Genomic DNA, 17,281 nt, shown 5'->3' on the forward strand with positions numbered 1-17,281 from the left:
GCATCCGGTAGAATGCTGCTTTCACGCGATCCCGGTGTTTCATGACTCCCCTGATTTTCGTTACCGGTGGCGTGGTGTCCTCGTTGGGCAAGGGCATTGCGGCTGCTTCGCTTGGCGCCATCCTCGAGGCGCGCGGCCTCCGGGTCACGATGATGAAGCTCGATCCTTACATCAACGTCGATCCGGGCACGATGAGCCCCTACCAGCACGGCGAGGTCTACGTGCTGGACGATGGTGCCGAGACCGACCTCGACCTCGGCCACTACGAGCGCTTCGTCAACACCCGGCTGACGCGGCGCAATGCCATCACCACCGGCAAGATCTACGAAAACGTGATCCGCAAGGAACGCCGCGGCGATTATCTCGGAGCGACGGTGCAGGTCATTCCGCACATCACCGACGAGATCAAGCGCGCGGTCGAGGAGGCCACCTCCGGCTATGACGTCGCACTGGTCGAAGTCGGCGGCACCGTCGGCGACATCGAGTCGCTGCCGTTCCTGGAAGCGATCCGCCAGTTGCGCATCGAACGCGGCGCCGACCGCGCCATGTTCATGCACCTGACCCTGGTGCCCTACATCAAGGCCGCCGGCGAGATCAAGACCAAGCCGACCCAGCATTCGGTCAAGGAATTGCGCAACATCGGCATCCAGGCCGACGTGCTGCTCTGTCGCAGCGAACAGCCGTTGCCGGATGCCGAGCGGCGCAAGATCGCGCTGTTCACCAATGTGCCGGAGAAGGCGGTGATCTCGGCCGTGGACCTGCCCTCGATCTACCAGATCCCCGAGTGGCTGCAGCAGCAGGGCCTCGACCAACTCGCCGTCGATCAGCTTCGGCTCGCGGCCGCGCCGGTGGCCAATCTCGCGGCCTGGCACGAGGTCTGCGACCGCGAAGCGCACCCGAAGGCGAGGGTGACCGTCGCCATCGTCGGCAAGTACGTTGAGCACAAGGACGCCTACAAGTCGCTCGGCGAAGCGCTGAAACATGGCGGGCTCAAGCAGTCGGTAGATGTCGATTTGCGCTGGATCGAGTGTGAGCGGGTCGAGTCCGAAGGCACCGGCCTGCTCGCCGGCGTGGACGCGATCCTGGTGCCCGGCGGCTTCGGCAAGCGCGGCTTCGAGGGCAAGATCGCCGCTGCGCGGCATGCTCGCACCCAGCAGATTCCCTACTTCGGAATTTGCTATGGACTGCATGCCGCCGTGGTCGATTTCGCGCGCAATGTTGCGGGGTTGGCCGACGCCAACAGCACCGAGAACGACCGCTCGACGCTGAACCCGGTAATTGGCTTGATCACCGAGTGGCGCAGCAGCAGCGGCGCCGTCGAGCAGCGCAGCGAATCCTCGGATCTCGGCGGAACCATGCGCCTCGGTGCGCAGGATTGCCGCGTCCAGCTCGGCACGCTGGCTTTTCAGCTGTACGGCAAGGAAGTGGTCAGCGAGCGCCATCGTCATCGCTACGAGTTCAACAACCGTTATCTCGAACGCTTTGCCGAGTTGGGCATGGTGTTCTCCGGCAAGTCGATGGACGACAGTCTGGTCGAGATGATCGAGTACCGCGACCATCCGTGGTTCCTGGCCTGCCAGGCGCACCCGGAATTCCTGTCGACGCCGCTCAAGGGGCATCCGTTGTTCATCGGCTTCATCACCGCCGCGCTCGCGTACCAGCGCAACCGGCAGCCGCACGAGGTCGCGGCATGAAGTTGCTCGATTTCGAGATCGGGCTGGATCGCCCCTTTTTTCTGATCGCCGGCCCGTGCGTGGTCGAGAGCGAGCAGTTGCAGGTCGATGCCGCCGGCACACTCAAGGAAATCACCTCGCGACTCGGTATCCCCTTCGTCTTCAAGTCCAGTTTCGACAAGGCCAATCGTTCTTCCGGCAAGAGTTTTCGTGGTCCCGGCATGGCCGAGGGCTTGCGCATCCTGTCGGAGGTGAAACGGCAGATCGGCGTGCCGCTGCTCAGCGACGTGCACGAGTACACACCCTTCGATGAAGTCGCGGCGGTCGTCGATGTGTTGCAGACGCCGGCCTTCCTGTGCCGGCAGACCGATTTCATCCAGGCAGTCGCACGCACGATGAAGCCGGTCAACATCAAGAAGGGTCAGTTCCTCGCACCCTGGGACATGAAGCACGTCGTCGACAAGGCGCGCGCGGTCGGCAACGAGCAGCTGATGGTCTGCGAGCGTGGCGCCAGCTTCGGTTACAACAACCTCGTCTCCGATATGCGCTCGCTGGTGGTGATGCGCGAGACGCGTTGCCCGGTGGTGTTCGACGCCACCCACTCGGTGCAGCTGCCAGGCGGGCAGGGCACGACCAGCGGCGGCCAACGCGAGTTCGTGCCGGCGCTGTCGCGGGCCGCGGTTGCAGTCGGCATCTCCGGCCTATTCATGGAAACCCATCCGGACCCGGACCGGGCGCTCTCCGACGGGCCGAACGCGTGGCCGCTCGAGCGCATGGAGGCGCTGCTGGAGACCTTGCTGCAGATCGATGCAGCGGTAAAGGCGAAGGCGATCGACTGACCCCGGATTCGCGACTGCTCGAAGACCTAGCAGCCGGCGGTTCGCCAGGACCCAAACAGAAACGGCCCGATTGCCCGGGCCGTTTCGTTGTTTGATCGGCGCTCGATCAGGCGTTGCGTCGGCGCATCGCGAAGCCGCCGAGCAACAACGCCAGCAGCGCGAGCCCGACCCAATTCAGTGCGGGCACCGGGATGGGCGGCACGGCCACGCCGAAGTTGGTCGGGTCACCGGCAACGCCGGTGGCCGGGTCGTCGGTCAAGGCCGTCGCTTCATTGCTGCCATTGCCGTCGGCATCGAATGCAATCGTGCCCTGATTGGAGATGGTGCCCGAGGCGGTTACCAGCAGGGTGGCGTTGATCGTGATCGTCACCGATCCGCCGGCGGGAATGGCGCCGTTCCACGTGACGGTGTTTCCGGCCACATTGGTGGTGCCCGAACTGGCGCTCGCGAGCAGGCCGGCAAGCATCGGCGAGACCACGTCGGTGAACTCATCGCCTGCATTGTCCGCCTGCGCGGTTCCGCCGGCGTTGGTCAGCACGATGGTGTAGACCACGGCCCCGCCACCGAAGAATACGCCGGTCACGGTCTTGCTGCCGGTGACATTGGCTGCGGTCAGCACGTTGGTGGTGTCGGTGGCGCTGTTGTTGCCGGGGTTGGCGTCGCTCACGCCTGCACCCGCGGCCACCGTTGCGGTATTGCTGAGGGTGCTGCCACCGGCGCCGGCCGCGACCGCGCAGGTCGCGGTGTAGGTGGCAGTACCAGCGGCCGGAATGCTGGCCACGTCGGCGATGTTGCCGGGTCCTCCCGCGCCGCAGGTTCCACCCACCGATACCACGCAGGTCCAGGTGCAGGTCAGCGCGGCCGGGAAGGTGTCGCTGACCAGTGTGCCCGGTGCGTCGCTTGGACCGAGATTGCTAGCGACGATGGTGTAGGTGAGGTTGCCACCCGCAGTCACCGACGCGAGGCCGTCGGTCTTGGAGATGGACAAGTCCGCCTGCGGCGTCAGTATGTCGGTGTCGGTCGCGCTGTTGTTGGCCGCGTTCGGATCGGTGATCGCGCTCGCGACCGTCGCCGTATTGATCAGGTTTCCGCTGGCAGAGGATGCGATGGTGCAGGTCGCGGTGTAGGTCACGCTGTCGCCGACCGCGAGATTCACGGCGCTGTCGTTGATGTTGCCGCTGCCTGCCGCAGTGCAGGCACCGGTGCCGGCGCCGACACAAGTCCAGGTGCAGGCGGAGAGCGTCGCCGGGAAGGTGTCGGTCACCGTTGCGCCAGTCACCGGGTCGCCGCCGATGTTGCTGGCGACGATCGTGTAGGTGACGGTGGTCCCCGGAATCTCGGTCGCGGTGCCGTCGGTCTTGGTGATCGACAGGTCGGCCGACAGCGCCCGGCAGGCGGTGACGGTGACGTCGTCGATGGCCAGGCCGCCGAAATTGATCGAAGTTTCCGAATCCACATGGAAGCGCATTTCGGTATTGAGGCCAGCGAGCGAGTCTGCCCGCGCGCTACGCAGGCTCCAGCCGGAACTGGCACCGACGTTGACGGCCGGGTTGCCGGGCGCATCGACCATCGTCGCGTCCATCCATTCGAACAAGCGCACCGGCGTTGCGCCGCCAACTTGCTGAAAGTCGACGAACAGATGGTCGAACGATGCATTCTCCATCTGGTACTTCTGCGCCCAGCTGACTACCACGGGCGCGGACAGGCCGGCCAGATTGACGGCCGACGAGAGCAGGTCCTGGTTGCTGCTGGCGTCGTAGGTGTTGTCGAGATCGGTCTTCCAGCAACTCACGCCGCTGTTGCAGGTGGTGAAGCCGGCGATCGGGTTGGCCGTGGTCGTGGCCAATGTCGCGGGAAGCCCGAGTTCCCACTCGTCGGCAGTGCCGGAATGGGTGAAGCCCGCAGCGCCGCCCTCGAAGTCGGTCGTCAGGACGGTCTGTGGTGTGAACCCGGGGGCACAGGTCGGAGAGGTGGCTGCTTCGCAGATGCGCAGGCTCCAGGCGGTCAGGGTGCCACCGTTGGCGTCGGCAATGTCATCGCGAAGGTCGAGGGTCCAGGTGCCGCCGGCATCTTCGCCATCGAACCAGGACATGCGATAAGCAGTTTCCGGCTTCAGTCGCATCCCCTTCATTACCGTGTAACCGACGGGCGGGACGGCCGCTTCATCGTCGAAGGAAATATCCATCTGCGCCTGACCGCCAGCAGCTCCCGCGCCGATGTCGGTGAAGATGCCGTTGTCGTTGCCGGCCGGCGAGCGCAAGTGTGCATCGATCTGGTTCATGACCGTGTGATTGAGCGTGATGCTGACGTCGATGTCGGCAATGCGCGGGTTGCCCGGCACCGTGATCGTGGACGAGACCAGGCCGGCGCCGGGGCCGATGGTCTGCGGCACATTGGTGCTGGTGTAAGTGGTGCAGTTCACGCCTTCGTCGGTATCGGCATGAATGGAAGCGCTGAGTTGGTAGGTGTGCGTCGCGTCACCGGTGGCGCCGGACGAGTCGACATAGGCGTAATAGGTGCCGGCATCTTTCACCGTCATCATCATCGCTTCCGACAGCGGATTGGCGACCGATCCCGTGCTGGCGTCGTTGATGACCAGAATCTGATCGGCAGCATCGCCAAACAGGGCGAGCCCCAAGCGGCCGTTCCACTGCACGTTGTCGCGTTCGGGATCGAGGTCCAGGCTCAGGAATACGGTGTCGCCGGCATTGGCGGTAAAGCTGAAGAAATCGACGTCGGTGGGCGTGCCGCGGGTGCCGCTGGTCCAGCCGCTTGCTGGGAGCGGGGTGGCCGTGGCCGTGGAGTCATTGGCTTCAACTTCCGTGGCGGGTGCGCCGCTCTGCAGTCGGAAATGCAGTTCGTACGGCCGCAGCTGGTTGGTCGCGCTGAAGTGTTTCACGCGCAGGTAGTAGGTGCCCCCAGCGGTCAGCGTGGCTCCGGCGATGCTCGAGCCGAGCCCGCTGAAAGAACCGTCGTCATCGTCGAACTCGATCTGTGTTGTGCCGTCGGACTGATACAGGTAGAGCTGCGAATCCGAGCTGCTACTGACGTTGGCCGATGTCATCACCGCCGCATAGCGCTTGTCGCCCGCGGCGGCGGTAAACGAGTAGAAATCCTCGTCGGCGTTCGGGAAGACGTTGGCGCGCACGACCGTGTTGGCGCCGGTGATCGGAGTAGCTGTGCCGGAGGTGCCGTTCGGCTCGATCTCGGCGGCATAACCCTGACCGAGCACCGCGTAAGGCGCATGCTTCAGGCCGGCGGGCAGTGTCACCGGCGAGGAGGCGCGTGCCGGCGCTTCGCCCTTGATTTCCACCGGCTGGCTGGCGGCATCGATCGTTGAAATCTGGAGCTCCGCGGAAGCGGGTCCGGCCAGTGTTGCAAGGAGCGCGATGCCCCAGCGGAGGTTTCGTGAGCGCGGATTCATCGTGTCTTCCCCAAGACGACTCGTTCGCAGGGCGGTCGATGCGCCATCGGTCCGGGCTGCGCGCGAGCGCGCAAGGCAACTACGAAGCGTGATTGGTTTTCTGAGCCTGGAACCGTCGCGGCTGGCCGGCGGGCGGCACCGGGCGGAAGGGCAGATTCGCGCAGATTGCATGGCGGAAGACTAGACTTGCGGCCACTTGGTCGGGAAGGATGGAGCATGCGGCGGATCATCTGCGTTCTGGCGTGGGCCTGGGGCTTGCTGGCGGGCTTGGGTGCGGGTTCGGTGCAAGCGGTAGAAGACGGCTATGTCATCCGCTGCGAGTCGAGACGTGAGCGCGACAACTACTGCACGGCGGATACCAGTGGCGGCGTCGAGCTGCGGCGCACTCTGAGCAAAGCCGCGTGCATTGAGGGCCAGAGCTGGGGGTTCGATGCGACCGGGATCTGGGTGCGCAAAGGCTGTCGCGCCGACTTCGACGTGCCGCGCGCGTACAGCTCCGGACGCGGCTGGAGTTCGCAGCGCGGCTACGGTCGCTTCTATCGCGATGGGCAGCAGGCCGCCGGCAGCAGCGTGCGCGTGGTATGCGAGGCGCGCGGCAAGAGCCGTGTCGTGTGTCCAATCGAGGATGTCCGGGATGTCGATCTGATCTACGAGCGCAGCCGCGAGCGTTGCCGCTTCCAGGTGAGCTGGGGTTTCGACGACCAATCGATCTGGGTCGAACAAGGTTGCCGCGCAGAGTTCCTGGTGAACTGATCAGCGCGGCTTCCGCTGTTTCGCAGGAGCTTTCTTGGCAACGACCGGGTTCGTTGCCGACTTGGGCGTACCGCGGCGTGCTGCGGCCTTGCGCGTGGCCGCCACCGGGGGCGCAGCCCGCGCCTTCCGGGACGATGCGGTGGCCATTTGCGGCAGCAGCGGCAGCTCGGCGGTCGGGGCCAGTTGGGTCATGCGCTCGCGCCAGCTGCGCAGCATGTCGAAGTTCTGGTCCAGTGCCGTGCGTGCAGATCGCGTGGCCCAGTCGGTGAGCTGCGTGGGCGGAATCATCACCGCCGAACGCATCAGCTGCGGCCACTGCTTCAGGCTGGTCTCGCGCATCTTGCACAGTTTCTGCGCGCGACTGCCGATGGCGTAGGTGACCGCGATGTTGGTCGCTGCCGCGGTCCCGATCTTGGCCAGCGGCCAGGCCTTGATCAGCAGGCGTGCAGCCAGGCCCTTGCCCAGCGTTTCCGCGATCACCTGGCCGGTGCGCTTGGCGATTTCGTCGGCGCCGATATTGGTCGCGGCGATGCCAAGCACGGCCATCTTCTCGGCACCCGCGGGCAGTTCGAACTCGTACAGCGTGAAGGTCTCGAGCACCAGTTCGGCCTGCAGCACGCTGACCAGAGCGGCGTCGGCGAGCGGTCCGAGTGCGAACGAGGCGATCCGGCCGATGCCGGGAATTGCGCCGGTGAGCGCCGACAGCGCCCCCACCGCGCCCGCCTGCAGGCACTTTGAGCGCACCAGCATCTTGTGCAGGGCGTCGCGCCCCGCTTTCGGATGGGCCTGGCGCAGGCGTTCGACGCGCGCGATGGCGGCATCGCGGTCGGCATGGGTGACGGCATCCCACAGGGACAGGCTGGATTGGCGCATCGCCCGATTATGACGATTGTCACGCGCGGCGACAGGGGTGCGCGAAACCGGGGCGGTCGCTACGCTTTGCGGCCCATTGCCGAGCCCGCGCCGATGATCGACTACGACCGCTACGACCGCATCCGTGCCGTGCAGTGGCAGGGCAGTGCGCTGCGTCTGCTCGACCAGCGAGTGTTGCCGTTGCGCACCGCGTACGTCGATTGCCACAATGCCGAAGAGGTCGCTGTGGCGATCCGCAACCTGACCGTGCGCGGTGCGCCGGCCATCGGCATCGCCGCGGCGTATGGCATCGCGCTGGCGGCGCGAGCGCTCTCCGTTGCGGGAAGCGGGCTGGTGCACGCCGAATCGTTGCGCGATGCGTTCGCCGTCCTGCGCGCATCGCGCCCGACTGCGGTGAACCTGTTCTGGGCACTGGACCGCATGGCGCGGGTGCTCGGAGACGCCGCCTCCGCCGAACGCATGGAGCATGAGGCGATCGCGATCGAGCGCGAAGATCTGGCCGCGAACCGGCGCATGGGCGAACTCGGTGCGGCCCTGATTACGCCAGACGCCGGCGTGCTCACCCACTGCAATACCGGGTCGCTCGCGACTGCCGGTTTCGGCACCGCGCTCGGCGTGATCCGCGCTGCCTACGCGCAGGGCCGGTTGGCGCGCGTGTTCAACACCGAGACCCGGCCGTGGCTGCAGGGCACACGCCTGACCGCGTGGGAACTGTTGACCGATGGCATTCCGGCGAAACTCATCGCCGACTCGGCGGCCGCGCACCTGATGTCGACCGGCGCCGTGCAGTGGATCGTGGTCGGCGCCGACCGCATCGCCGCGAACGGCGACACCGCGAACAAGATCGGCACCCTGCAGTTGGCGGTCGCGGCACGCCACTTCGGCGCGAAGTTCATGGTCGTCGCACCGAGTTCCACCGTGGACATGGCGATGCCGAATGGCCACGACATCCACATCGAACTGCGCGAACCGAAAGAACTGCTGGAACACGCCGGGCATCGCGTCGCGGCCGAAGGCGTGGACGCGTGGAATCCGGTGTTCGATGTCGCGCCGACGACGCTGATCGACGCCATCGTCACCGAGCGCGGCGTGATCGAAAAGCCCGATGCCGCGAAGATGGCGGCGGTGTTCAGGGATTCAGCAGCTCGCTCGTGAATTGGCGTGCGCCATGCATGATGGCAAGGATCAGCACGCGATTCGACTCGCGGCGGTACATCACGCGATAACTTTGGACGATGATTTCGCGCAGGTCGTGTTCGCCAACTTCGGGGATCATGCGGCCGCTGTCGGGAAAATCGCGGAGACGCCGCGTGGCGAGCACGATGCGCCGCGTGAACTGTTCTGCATAGTGCTGCGAATCGCGGCTGATGAAGCCCCGGATCTCCACAAGGTCGTCCCGGGCAGGGCGCGACCAATCAACCCGCATCGCCAAGAAACTCGCGCTCGATATCAGCCTGCGAGATCAATTCGCCACGTGCTGCCGTTTCGATCGAGGCTTGCAGTTTCTGGCGCACGTACAGCGCGTACATCGCGTCGTCGAACGTCGCTTCGTCGGGCAATTGCTCGGCAATGTCGTGAACGATCTGCTTGACGCTGTGCATGGCTGCGGGTTGCTTCGGACTCGGCGAATAGTATCGCCCAAATCGTTGCCTGCGGTGCGGTTTGAGCACGGGCGTCCGCAGCCCGTTCCCTGCTAGAATCCGCGGCTTCGCCCCCGCCCTTTTCAGCTCCCGCGGCGGGCGTGCAATCGCTTGATTCTGATGGGATTCCTGATGTCCGAGTTCGCCAAGGAAATTATCCGCGTCAACATCGAAGACGAGATGCGCCAGAGTTACCTCGATTACGCCATGAGCGTGATCGTCGGACGCGCACTTCCGGATGTTCGCGATGGCCTGAAACCGGTGCACCGCCGGGTGCTGTTCGCGATGAACGAACTCGGTGCGCACAGCAACAAGCCGTACTACAAATCGGCGCGTATCGTCGGTGACGTGATCGGTAAGTACCACCCGCACGGCGACGCGTCGGTCTACGACACCCTGGTGCGCATGGCGCAACCGTTCTCGCTGCGCTACATGCTGGTCGACGGCCAGGGCAACTTCGGTTCGGTCGACGGCGATTCGCCGGCGGCGATGCGCTACACCGAAGCGCGCATGGCCAAGCTCACCCATGACCTGCTCGCCGACATCGACAAGGAAACCGTCGACTTCACGCCGAACTACGACGAGAAGGAACTCGAGCCGACGGTGCTGCCGACGCGGGTGCCGAACCTGCTGATCAACGGCTCGGCCGGCATCGCGGTCGGCATGGCCACCAATATCCCGCCGCACAACCTCGGCGAGGTGATTGACGCGACCATCGCGGTGATCGACGACCCCGAGATCACGATCGATGCCTTGATGCAGCACGTGCCCGGTCCGGACTTCCCGACCGCCGGCATCATCAACGGCAGCTCCGGCATCATCGAGGCCTATCGCACCGGCCGCGGTCGCATCCTGGTGCGTGCCAAAGCCGACATCGAGACCGACAGCGACGGCCGCGACGCGATCATCGTCACCGAACTGCCGTACATGGTGAACAAGGCGCGGCTGATCGAGAAGATCGCCGAGCTGCACAAGGAGAAGAAGATCGAGGGCATCGCCCCCGATGGTCTGCGCGACGAGTCCGACAAGGACGGCATGCGCATCTTCATCCAGGTCAAGCGTGGCGAGCAGGCCGATGTGCTGCTGAACAACCTGTTCCAGCAGACGCAGATGGAGACCGTGTTCGGCATCAACATGGTGGCCCTGCTCGACGGCCAGCCCAAGGTGCTGAACCTCAAGGAGATCCTTGCGGCGTTCGTGCGCCATCGTCGCGAAGTGGTGACCCGCCGCACCATCTTCGAACTGCGCAAGGCGCGCGCCCGTGCCCACGTGCTCGAAGGCCTGACCGTCGCGCTCGCCAACATCGACGAGATGATCGAGCTGATCAAGACCTCGCCGAATCCGGCCGAAGCCCGCGAGCGGCTGCTGGCGAAGCGCTGGCAGCCGGGCCTGGTGCGCGCGCTGCTCGGTGAGGCCGGAGCGGAGCTGTCGCGTCCGGAAGATCTGGCGCCGAACGAGGGCATGTTCGAGGACGGCTACCAACTCTCGGAAGTGCAGGTCAAGGAAATCCTCGACATGCGCCTGCAGAAGCTGACCGGGCTCGAGCAGGAGAAGTTGACCGATGAATACAAGGAACTGCTCGACGCCATTCGCGGCCTGATCGCGATCCTGACCGATCCGGTCCTGCTGCTGACGCTGATCCGCGACGAGCTGATCGAGATGAAGGAAGCCTATGGCGATCAGCGTCGCACCGTCATCCAGTTCAATCAGGAAGACTTGAAGAACGAGGATCTGATCGACAAGCAGGACCTGGTCGTCACCTTGTCGCACTCGGGCTACGCCAAGGCGCAGCCGGTCACCGACTATCGCGCCCAGCGCCGCGGTGGGCGCGGGCGTTCGGCGACCGCGATCAAGGAACTCGACTTCATCGAGAACATCCTGGTGGCACACAGCCACGACACCATCCTCTGCTTCACGTCCGGCGGGCGCGTGTTCTGGCTGCGTACTTTCCAATTCCCGATGGCCGGCCCGAATTCGCGTGGTCGCCCGATCGTGAACCTGCTGCCCAAGCTCGACGAAGGCGAGAAGGTCAACGCGATGCTGCCGGTGCGTGAATACAGCGACGACCGTTTCGTGTTCTTCGCGACCCAGGCCGGTGTCGTCAAGAAGACCCCGCTCAGCGATTTCTCGCGTCCGCGCTCGATCGGCATCCGTGCCGTAGAACTCGACGAGGGCGATCGACTGGTCGATGTCGCGATCACCGACGGTTCGCGCGACGTGATGCTGTTCGCCTCCAACGGCAAGGCCGTGCGTTTCGCCGAGGCTGAAGTGCGCGCGGTCGGCCGCAGTGCCCGCGGCGTGCGCGGCATGACGCTGGCCGAAGGCGAGAAAGTGGTGTCGATGATCGTCGCTGATGTCGGCGATATCTTGACCGCGACCGAACGCGGCTTTGGCAAGCGCACGCCGCTCGACGACTATCCGCGCAAGGGCCGTGGCACCCAGGGCGTGATCGCGATCCAGACTTCGGACCGCAATGGCGCCCTGGTCGGTGCGGTGCAGGTCACCGAGGCCTACGAGATCATGCTGATCAGCAACCAGGGCACGCTGGTGCGCACCCGCGTCGGCGAAGTCGCCCAGGTCGGGCGCAACACCCAGGGCGTGACCCTGATCCGTCTGCCGGCCGACGAGGCGCTGGTCGGACTGGCCAAGGTCGAATCGCTGGGCGATGAAGCCGCCGCCGAAGATGTGCTGGAAGGCGAAGGTCCGTCGGCTCCGGAGCTCGCGCCATGATGCGCCTGCGACGGCTCTTGCTGGCCTTGTCACTCGGCTTCGCAAGCATTGCCCCCCGGGCCGACTCCGGCCTGGCGGCGGATGTCGCTGCGTCCACCCAGGCGCGCATGCAGACCGCACGCGATGCGGTGCTGCCCTACGTCGTCAGCATCTTCGCGGTGCGCGAGGACGCGGTGCAGGGACGGGCCGAACTGCGCGTGTCGAGCGGCAGCGGCACCATCATCTCGGCCGAAGGTCATGTCGCGACCAACGCGCATGTGACCGAAAACGGCAAGCGCTTTCGCGTCGTGCTCGCCGACAAGCGCGAACTCAGCGCGATCCTGGTCGGCGAGGATGCGCTGTCGGACATCGCGGTACTGAAGATCCGTGACGTACCCACCGGCGGCTTTCCGTTCGCGCATTTCGCCAGCGAGAACAAGCTGCAGGCCGGCGACGTGGTGATGGCCATGGGCGCGCCCTGGGGCATGGCGCATTCGGTGTCGCAGGGCGTGGTCAACAATCCCGAACGGTTGTTGCTGTCGCTGTTCCAGGATGAGGCCGACTACGAACAGCAGCTCGGCCAGAACCAGCCGACGGCGCGCTTCTATGCCTGGATCCAGCATGACGCCTCGATCTCTCCGGGCAACTCCGGTGGCCCGCTGGTGAACATGGCCGGCGAGATCGTCGGCATCAACACCCGCGGCAATTCGATGGGTGGCGATATGGCCTTTGCGATTCCGGCACCGGTGGCGTCGAAGATCGTCGCCGATCTGGTCACACAGGGCGGCGTGCCGCGCAGCTTCTTTGGCTTCGGCGTGCGTTCGCTGAAGCGGTCCGGATTCGATCGCGGCGTGTTGGTCAGTTCGGTGATCCGCGGTTCGCCCGCAGCGCTTGCGGGGCTGGAGGCGGGTGATCGCATCGTCGCCATTGACGGCGCGGCGGTGACGGTGGCCGAGCCGGAACAGGTGCCGCCGTTCCTGCGCGCGCTGACCGAGCGCCGGATCGGTTCGAAGTTGCAACTGCTGTTGCTGCGCAATGGCGACGAACGCAGGGCGCAGATGACATCGACCGCGTATCCGCCCGACCTGGGCCACGATCTCGAGGTCCGCGCCTGGGGTGTCACCTTTACCGAGCTGACGCCGAACATCGCGCGCTCGCGCTACCTGAGTCGCGATGCCGGACTGCTGGTGACCGGGGTGCTGCCGGGCAAGCGTGCAGCCACTGCGCATCCGCCGTGGCAGGTCGGCGACGTCGTGCACACCATCGACGGCCAGCCGGTCGGCAGTCGCGTCGACATGCAGGCGCTCGATCTCGACAACGGCGGTGCCCGCGCTCGGCGCGTGGTCGCGATCGAGCGCAACGGCCAGCATCTGATCAGCGTGCTCGACGTCAAGGCGGCGCGCGACGAGGACAAGAAGTTGCGCGAGTTGCCGAAGGCCTGGATCGGCATCGACAGTCAGCCGATCACGGCGACCACAGCGGCACTGATCGCCGGGCCGAGTGCCGGTGGCTATCGCGTGACTCGCGTCTATGCCGACTCGCCTGCCGCGAAGGCTGGAGTGCAACTAGGCGACGTGATCACCACGCTCGCCGGCGACGTCGTTCCGGTTTCCGGCGATGTCGGCGACGAGCCGCTGCAGCAGCGAATCCGCGAGGCCCTGCTCGATGAACCTCTGCAACTGGTGGCGTGGCGCGAAGGCAAGTCCATGCAGTTCGCGGTTGCACCAGTTGCGGCCCCGGCGCCGGCGTCGGCGCTGAAGTCGCGCACCATCGAATGGCTCGACCTCGGTGTCCGCAACCTCGGTTTCTACGATCGGGTGGCGCGCGGTATCGCTCCAGACAGCCAGGGCGTGATCGTCGAAAACGTCGCTTCGGGCGGGCTCGCCGGGCTAGCGCACCTGGCCAGTGGCGATGTCGTGATCCGGGTGAGTGGCACCGCGGTGACCGATGTCGAGAGCTTCGAGCGCTTGACCGACCGCAAGGCGCGCAAGACCGGCGCGCCCTTGTCTTTCCTGGTGCTGCGCGGATCGCGCACGCGCCTGTTGTATCTCGATGCGGAATGGGAGCAGGGCCGATGATGCGTGCGATGCGCTGGATGTTGGTGGCGGCGGCAATGCTGGGCGCAACGATTGCGCAGGCGAGCAAGTCCGACGAGGAAACCAAGGCGATTTTCGCCAGCCTGCTCAAGCAGTACGCCGACAGCGTGGTGCGGGTGAGTTTCGTGATCGTCTCGTCCTACGGCGGCCAGGAACAGCGCCAGGAATCGAGCGTCACCGGCGCCATCGTCGACGCCTCCGGTCTGGTGCTGGTGCCGAAGCTGGTGGTCGATCCGAGCTTCCCGGGCATGAACCGCATGAGTGCCGAGCAGCGCATGGGCTTCAAGCTCGAATCGCGCGATTTCCGCGTGCATTTCGCCGGGCAGGACAAGCCGTTCGAGGCCGAGGCGCTGACCACGGACGCCGACCAGGGCATTGCCTGGCTGCGCATCACCGAGCCGGACGCCAAGCTGCTCAAGCCGATCGACCTGAAACGGCGCGAAGCAGCCGAACCGGGCATGGCCTACTACGTGATCGAACGCCTGGAGGAACGCTACGGCGATGCCCCGATCCTGTCCTGGGGCGTGGTCCAGGGCGCGGTCCTGGTACCGCAGCCGGCGCACATCGGCACCGGTGCAGCCGGTCTCGCGTTCAATGCCGAAGGCGACGTGCTTGGCTACGTGTCGATGGATTTCGACGAAAGCGAAAACCCGGGCTCCGCCTCGCGCCCGAACGCGCGCATGCTGCTCACCTCGGCAGCGCGTCTGGCCTCGGCCACACAGCGTGCGAAGTCGCTGCTGGAAGCCGAGTAGGAGGCGAGCCCCGCTCTCGTGGGTCCGATTTCAATTGGACGCTCTCTGCTCTCGTGGGTCCGATTTCAATCGGACGCTCTCTGCTCTCGTGGGTCCGATTTCAATCGGACGCTCTCCCATCACAAGTTCGCAAGCACATGCTCCGCCGCCGAAACCTTGAACTCGCCCGGCGCATCGACGAACAGTTGCTCGACGATGCCGTCCCGGGCGATCAGCGCGAAGCGCTTCGAGCGCATGCCCATGCCGAAGTCGGTGGCGTCCATTTCCAGCCCAAGCGCTTTCGTGAACACCGCATTGCCGTCGGCCAGCATCATGATATCCGTCGGTGCATTCTGGCTGCGCGCCCAGGCTTCCATCACGAAGGCATCGTTGACCGCCATGCAGGCCACGAGATCGATGCCGCGCGCGCGGAACGCTTCCAGCCGGGTGACGTAACCGGGCAGGTGCTTGTCCGAACAGGTCGGCGTGAATGCGCCCGGTACCGCGAACAGCAGCACGGTCTTGCCGGCGAACAGGTCCTCGCTGCGAATCGCCTGCACGCCGTCGCGCAGGTAATGCAGCGTGGCCGAGGGGATGCGGTTGCCGCAGGCGATGGTCATGAAGTGCTCCGGGGTTGGCGCGCAGTCGCGCACGCAGACGCTCCGAGTTGCGGGCGCATCGCCGCGATTCAAGGGACTTGAAGCGCCGTCGCTTGTTCGCATTTCGTTGGCGACGCGGCAGTGGGCCGCACCTCGACGGAGAACCAAGATGAGCCTGATTCGTTACAACACCCAACCCCAGTTCCGCGGCTTCGAGAACGACATGAAGCAGTTTTTCGACAAGTTCCTGGCGCCGGATGGCGATGACCAGAGCAACGTCGTCACCAGCCAGTGGCAGCCGCGCGTCGACATCAAGGAGGAGCCCAAGCGCTTCGTGATCGCAGCCGACATCCCCGGCGTCGATCCCAAGGACATCGAAATCCACATGGAAAAGGGCGTGCTCAGCATCCGCGGCGAGCGCAGTTCGGAGAGCAAGACCGAGGATGGCAAGTTCACCCGCGTCGAACGCACCCACGGCAGCTTCTATCGTCGCTTCGCGCTGCCGGATACCGCCGACGCCGAGCAGATCAGTGCCAGCGGCAAGCATGGTGTGCTGGAGATCGTGATTCCCAAGAAGCCGGAGTCGACGCCACGGCGCATCACCATCAACGGCTGATCGCGTCGCGAACCTCGTTCGTGCATAGTCGCGGCATCGTTCGAGGTTTCGCGACAAGGACAGAGAATGAAGTTCAACGACTATTACGAGACCCTCGGCGTCGGCGAGAGCGCCAGCAGCGACGAGATCAAGGCGGCCTATCGCAAACTGGCGCGCAAGTACCACCCTGATGTCAGCAAGGAGAAGGACGCCGAGGAGCGCTTCAAGGCGATCAACGAAGCGCACGAGGTGCTCAAGGACGACGAAAAGCGCAAAGCCTACGACCAGCTCAAGCGCAGCGGCTTCCGCTCCGGCGACGACTTTCGGCCGCCGCCGGATTTCGGTCGCGGCCACGACTTCCGTTTCGACGAAGGCGAGGGTGCCGGATTCAGCGAGTTCTTCGAGTCGCTGTTCGGTGGTGGCGGCCGCGCCCGGCGCGGCCCGACCCGGCGTGGCCGCGATCTCGAGGCGAGGTTGTCGGTGCCACTCGAAGTCGCCCATGCCGGGGGCTCGCAGCGCGTCACCGTGTCGCGACGTGAAGGACCCAAGACGCTCGAGGTGCGCATTCCCGCAGGAATCGCCCATGGCCAGACCATCCGCCTGGGCGGCCAGGGCGAGCCCGGTCCGGCCGGCCCCGGCGACCTGTTGATCAACATCGAGATCGCGCCGCATCGGTACTTCGAACTCGACGGTCGCAACGTCATCCTGCGCCTGCCGATTGCGCCGTGGGAGGCAGCGCTGGGCGCCAACGTCGATGTGCCGACGCTGGCCGGCCGCGTCAACCTGCGCATTCCCGAGGGCTCGCAAAGCGGGCGCCGCATGCGCCTGCGCGAGAAGGGCCTGCCCGGGCAGCCGCCGGGCGATCAGTACGTGGTGCTGGAAATACAGACGCCGCCCGCATCGAAAGACACGGAGCGGCGTTGGTACGAATCGATGCGCGAAGAGTTCGCGGCGTTTAAGCCGCGCGCGGCGCTCGATTGATCACTTCGGAATCAGTTCGTTGATGGTCTGGACCAGCTGCGCCTCGTTGATCGGCTTGGTGACATAGGCCTTGGCTCCCTGGCGCATGCCCCAGACCTTGTCGGTTTCCTGGTCCTTGGTGGTGACCAGGATGACCGGGATGTGACTGGTCTTGGGGTCCTTGCTGATCTGGCGGGTGGCCTGGAACCCGTTGAGATTGGGCATGACCACGTCCATCAGGATCAGGTCGGGCAATTCGCGCTTCGCGACTTCGATGCCCTGCTGGCCGTCTTCGGCGGTGATGACGTCGTGACCCAGCTTCTGCACAACGCGGCGCAGGCCTTCGATCTGCGACGGTGAATCGTCCACAATAAGAATGCGACCCATGG

The 17,281-nt window shown here is 65.4% G+C and carries 15 protein-coding genes; 9 read left to right on the plus strand and 6 right to left on the minus strand.

Going from position 1 to position 17,281, the window contains the following annotated elements:
• Positions 1-41 precede the first annotated feature (41 nt).
• Complete coding sequence (locus tag IPG63_12495) at positions 42-1,694, plus strand: CTP synthase (protein MBK6728058.1); 1,653 nt, start codon at positions 42-44, stop codon at positions 1,692-1,694.
• A complete protein-coding gene (kdsA, locus tag IPG63_12500; GenBank protein ID MBK6728059.1) occupies positions 1,691-2,512 on the plus strand; it encodes a 3-deoxy-8-phosphooctulonate synthase in 822 nt (273 codons plus the stop codon). The genes IPG63_12495 and kdsA overlap by 4 nt, the downstream gene beginning before the upstream one ends.
• A 106-nt stretch (positions 2,513-2,618) precedes the next feature.
• Here kdsA and IPG63_12505 read toward each other — a convergent pair whose 3' ends face one another.
• Positions 2,619-5,936, minus strand: coding sequence for a DUF11 domain-containing protein (locus IPG63_12505; GenBank protein ID MBK6728060.1), 3,318 nt, complete (start codon positions 5,934-5,936; stop codon positions 2,619-2,621).
• A gap of 216 nt (positions 5,937-6,152) precedes the next feature.
• Here IPG63_12505 and IPG63_12510 point away from each other — a divergent pair, with 216 nt between their 5' ends.
• Positions 6,153-6,689: a DUF3011 domain-containing protein gene (locus IPG63_12510; protein ID MBK6728061.1), complete on the plus strand. Its 537-nt coding sequence runs from the start codon at positions 6,153-6,155 to the stop codon at positions 6,687-6,689.
• On the opposite strand, the gene IPG63_12515 is transcribed toward IPG63_12510, so the two are convergent.
• Positions 6,690-7,562, minus strand: a complete 873-nt coding sequence (locus tag IPG63_12515; GenBank protein MBK6728062.1) for a hypothetical protein — start codon at positions 7,560-7,562, stop codon at positions 6,690-6,692.
• A gap of 93 nt (positions 7,563-7,655) precedes the next feature.
• Between IPG63_12515 and mtnA the strand changes: the two genes are divergently transcribed.
• Positions 7,656-8,717: an S-methyl-5-thioribose-1-phosphate isomerase gene (gene mtnA / locus IPG63_12520; protein MBK6728063.1), complete on the plus strand. Its 1,062-nt coding sequence runs from the start codon at positions 7,656-7,658 to the stop codon at positions 8,715-8,717.
• Here the strand turns inward: mtnA and IPG63_12525 are convergent.
• Complete coding sequence (locus IPG63_12525; protein MBK6728064.1) at positions 8,692-8,988, minus strand: type II toxin-antitoxin system RelE/ParE family toxin; 297 nt, start codon at positions 8,986-8,988, stop codon at positions 8,692-8,694. The genes mtnA and IPG63_12525 overlap by 26 nt on opposite strands.
• Positions 8,978-9,163, minus strand: coding sequence for a hypothetical protein (locus IPG63_12530; protein ID MBK6728065.1), 186 nt, complete (start codon positions 9,161-9,163; stop codon positions 8,978-8,980). The genes IPG63_12525 and IPG63_12530 overlap by 11 nt, the downstream gene beginning before the upstream one ends.
• 171 nt (positions 9,164-9,334) lie before the next feature.
• On the opposite strand from IPG63_12530, the gene gyrA reads away from it, so the two are divergent.
• The 3 genes from gyrA to IPG63_12545 are packed head-to-tail and all read left to right on the plus strand — an operon-like array spanning position 9,335 to position 14,759.
• On the plus strand, positions 9,335-11,932 hold the full coding sequence (gyrA, locus tag IPG63_12535) for a DNA gyrase subunit A (GenBank protein ID MBK6728066.1): 2,598 nt from the start codon (positions 9,335-9,337) through the stop codon (positions 11,930-11,932).
• Positions 11,929-13,989, plus strand: a complete 2,061-nt coding sequence (locus IPG63_12540) for a PDZ domain-containing protein (GenBank protein MBK6728067.1) — start codon at positions 11,929-11,931, stop codon at positions 13,987-13,989. The genes gyrA and IPG63_12540 overlap by 4 nt, the downstream gene beginning before the upstream one ends.
• Positions 13,986-14,759 carry a hypothetical protein gene (locus IPG63_12545; protein MBK6728068.1) on the plus strand — a complete coding sequence of 258 codons (774 nt, stop codon included), beginning with the start codon at positions 13,986-13,988 and terminating at the stop codon, positions 14,757-14,759. Before IPG63_12540 ends, IPG63_12545 begins: the two co-directional genes overlap by 4 nt.
• 119 nt (positions 14,760-14,878) lie before the next feature.
• Here the strand turns inward: IPG63_12545 and IPG63_12550 are convergent, their stop codons facing one another.
• The gene (locus IPG63_12550; protein ID MBK6728069.1) at positions 14,879-15,358 is read right to left on the minus strand and encodes a peroxiredoxin; all 480 of its coding nucleotides are present in this window, start codon (positions 15,356-15,358) and stop codon (positions 14,879-14,881) included.
• A 148-nt stretch (positions 15,359-15,506) separates the two neighbouring features.
• Here IPG63_12550 and IPG63_12555 point away from each other — a divergent pair, with 148 nt between their 5' ends.
• Together IPG63_12555 and IPG63_12560 are read left to right on the plus strand one after the other, a co-directional pair.
• Positions 15,507-15,953, plus strand: a complete 447-nt coding sequence (locus IPG63_12555) for an Hsp20/alpha crystallin family protein (GenBank protein ID MBK6728070.1) — start codon at positions 15,507-15,509, stop codon at positions 15,951-15,953.
• A gap of 66 nt (positions 15,954-16,019) precedes the next feature.
• Positions 16,020-16,913 carry a DnaJ domain-containing protein gene (locus tag IPG63_12560; GenBank protein ID MBK6728071.1) on the plus strand — a complete coding sequence of 298 codons (894 nt, stop codon included), beginning with the start codon at positions 16,020-16,022 and terminating at the stop codon, positions 16,911-16,913.
• On the opposite strand, the gene IPG63_12565 is transcribed toward IPG63_12560, so the two are convergent.
• Positions 16,914-17,279, minus strand: a complete 366-nt coding sequence (locus IPG63_12565; GenBank protein MBK6728072.1) for a response regulator — start codon at positions 17,277-17,279, stop codon at positions 16,914-16,916. It abuts the gene before it with no gap.
• Positions 17,280-17,281 lie beyond the last annotated feature (2 nt).

Source organism: Lysobacterales bacterium (assembly GCA_016703225.1).
Lineage (GTDB): Bacteria > Pseudomonadota > Gammaproteobacteria > Xanthomonadales > Ahniellaceae > JADKHK01.

Excerpts from the sequence above, each read along its gene's own strand:
- IPG63_12495 (MBK6728058.1), top strand. The coding sequence starts at position 42 with ATGACTCCCCTGATTTTCGTTACCGGTGGCGTGGTGTCCTCGTTGGGC.
- kdsA (MBK6728059.1), top strand. The coding sequence starts at position 1,691 with ATGAAGTTGCTCGATTTCGAGATCGGGCTGGATCGCCCCTTTTTTCTG.
- IPG63_12505 (MBK6728060.1), bottom strand. The coding sequence starts at position 5,936 with ATGAATCCGCGCTCACGAAACCTCCGCTGGGGCATCGCGCTCCTTGCA.
- IPG63_12510 (MBK6728061.1), top strand. The coding sequence starts at position 6,153 with ATGCGGCGGATCATCTGCGTTCTGGCGTGGGCCTGGGGCTTGCTGGCG.
- IPG63_12515 (MBK6728062.1), bottom strand. The coding sequence starts at position 7,562 with ATGCGCCAATCCAGCCTGTCCCTGTGGGATGCCGTCACCCATGCCGAC.
- mtnA (MBK6728063.1), top strand. The coding sequence starts at position 7,656 with ATGATCGACTACGACCGCTACGACCGCATCCGTGCCGTGCAGTGGCAG.
- IPG63_12525 (MBK6728064.1), bottom strand. The coding sequence starts at position 8,988 with ATGCGGGTTGATTGGTCGCGCCCTGCCCGGGACGACCTTGTGGAGATC.
- IPG63_12530 (MBK6728065.1), bottom strand. The coding sequence starts at position 9,163 with ATGCACAGCGTCAAGCAGATCGTTCACGACATTGCCGAGCAATTGCCC.
- gyrA (MBK6728066.1), top strand. The coding sequence starts at position 9,335 with ATGTCCGAGTTCGCCAAGGAAATTATCCGCGTCAACATCGAAGACGAG.
- IPG63_12540 (MBK6728067.1), top strand. The coding sequence starts at position 11,929 with ATGATGCGCCTGCGACGGCTCTTGCTGGCCTTGTCACTCGGCTTCGCA.
- IPG63_12545 (MBK6728068.1), top strand. The coding sequence starts at position 13,986 with ATGATGCGTGCGATGCGCTGGATGTTGGTGGCGGCGGCAATGCTGGGC.
- IPG63_12550 (MBK6728069.1), bottom strand. The coding sequence starts at position 15,358 with ATGACCATCGCCTGCGGCAACCGCATCCCCTCGGCCACGCTGCATTAC.
- IPG63_12555 (MBK6728070.1), top strand. The coding sequence starts at position 15,507 with ATGAGCCTGATTCGTTACAACACCCAACCCCAGTTCCGCGGCTTCGAG.
- IPG63_12560 (MBK6728071.1), top strand. The coding sequence starts at position 16,020 with ATGAAGTTCAACGACTATTACGAGACCCTCGGCGTCGGCGAGAGCGCC.
- IPG63_12565 (MBK6728072.1), bottom strand. The coding sequence starts at position 17,279 with ATGGGTCGCATTCTTATTGTGGACGATTCACCGTCGCAGATCGAAGGC.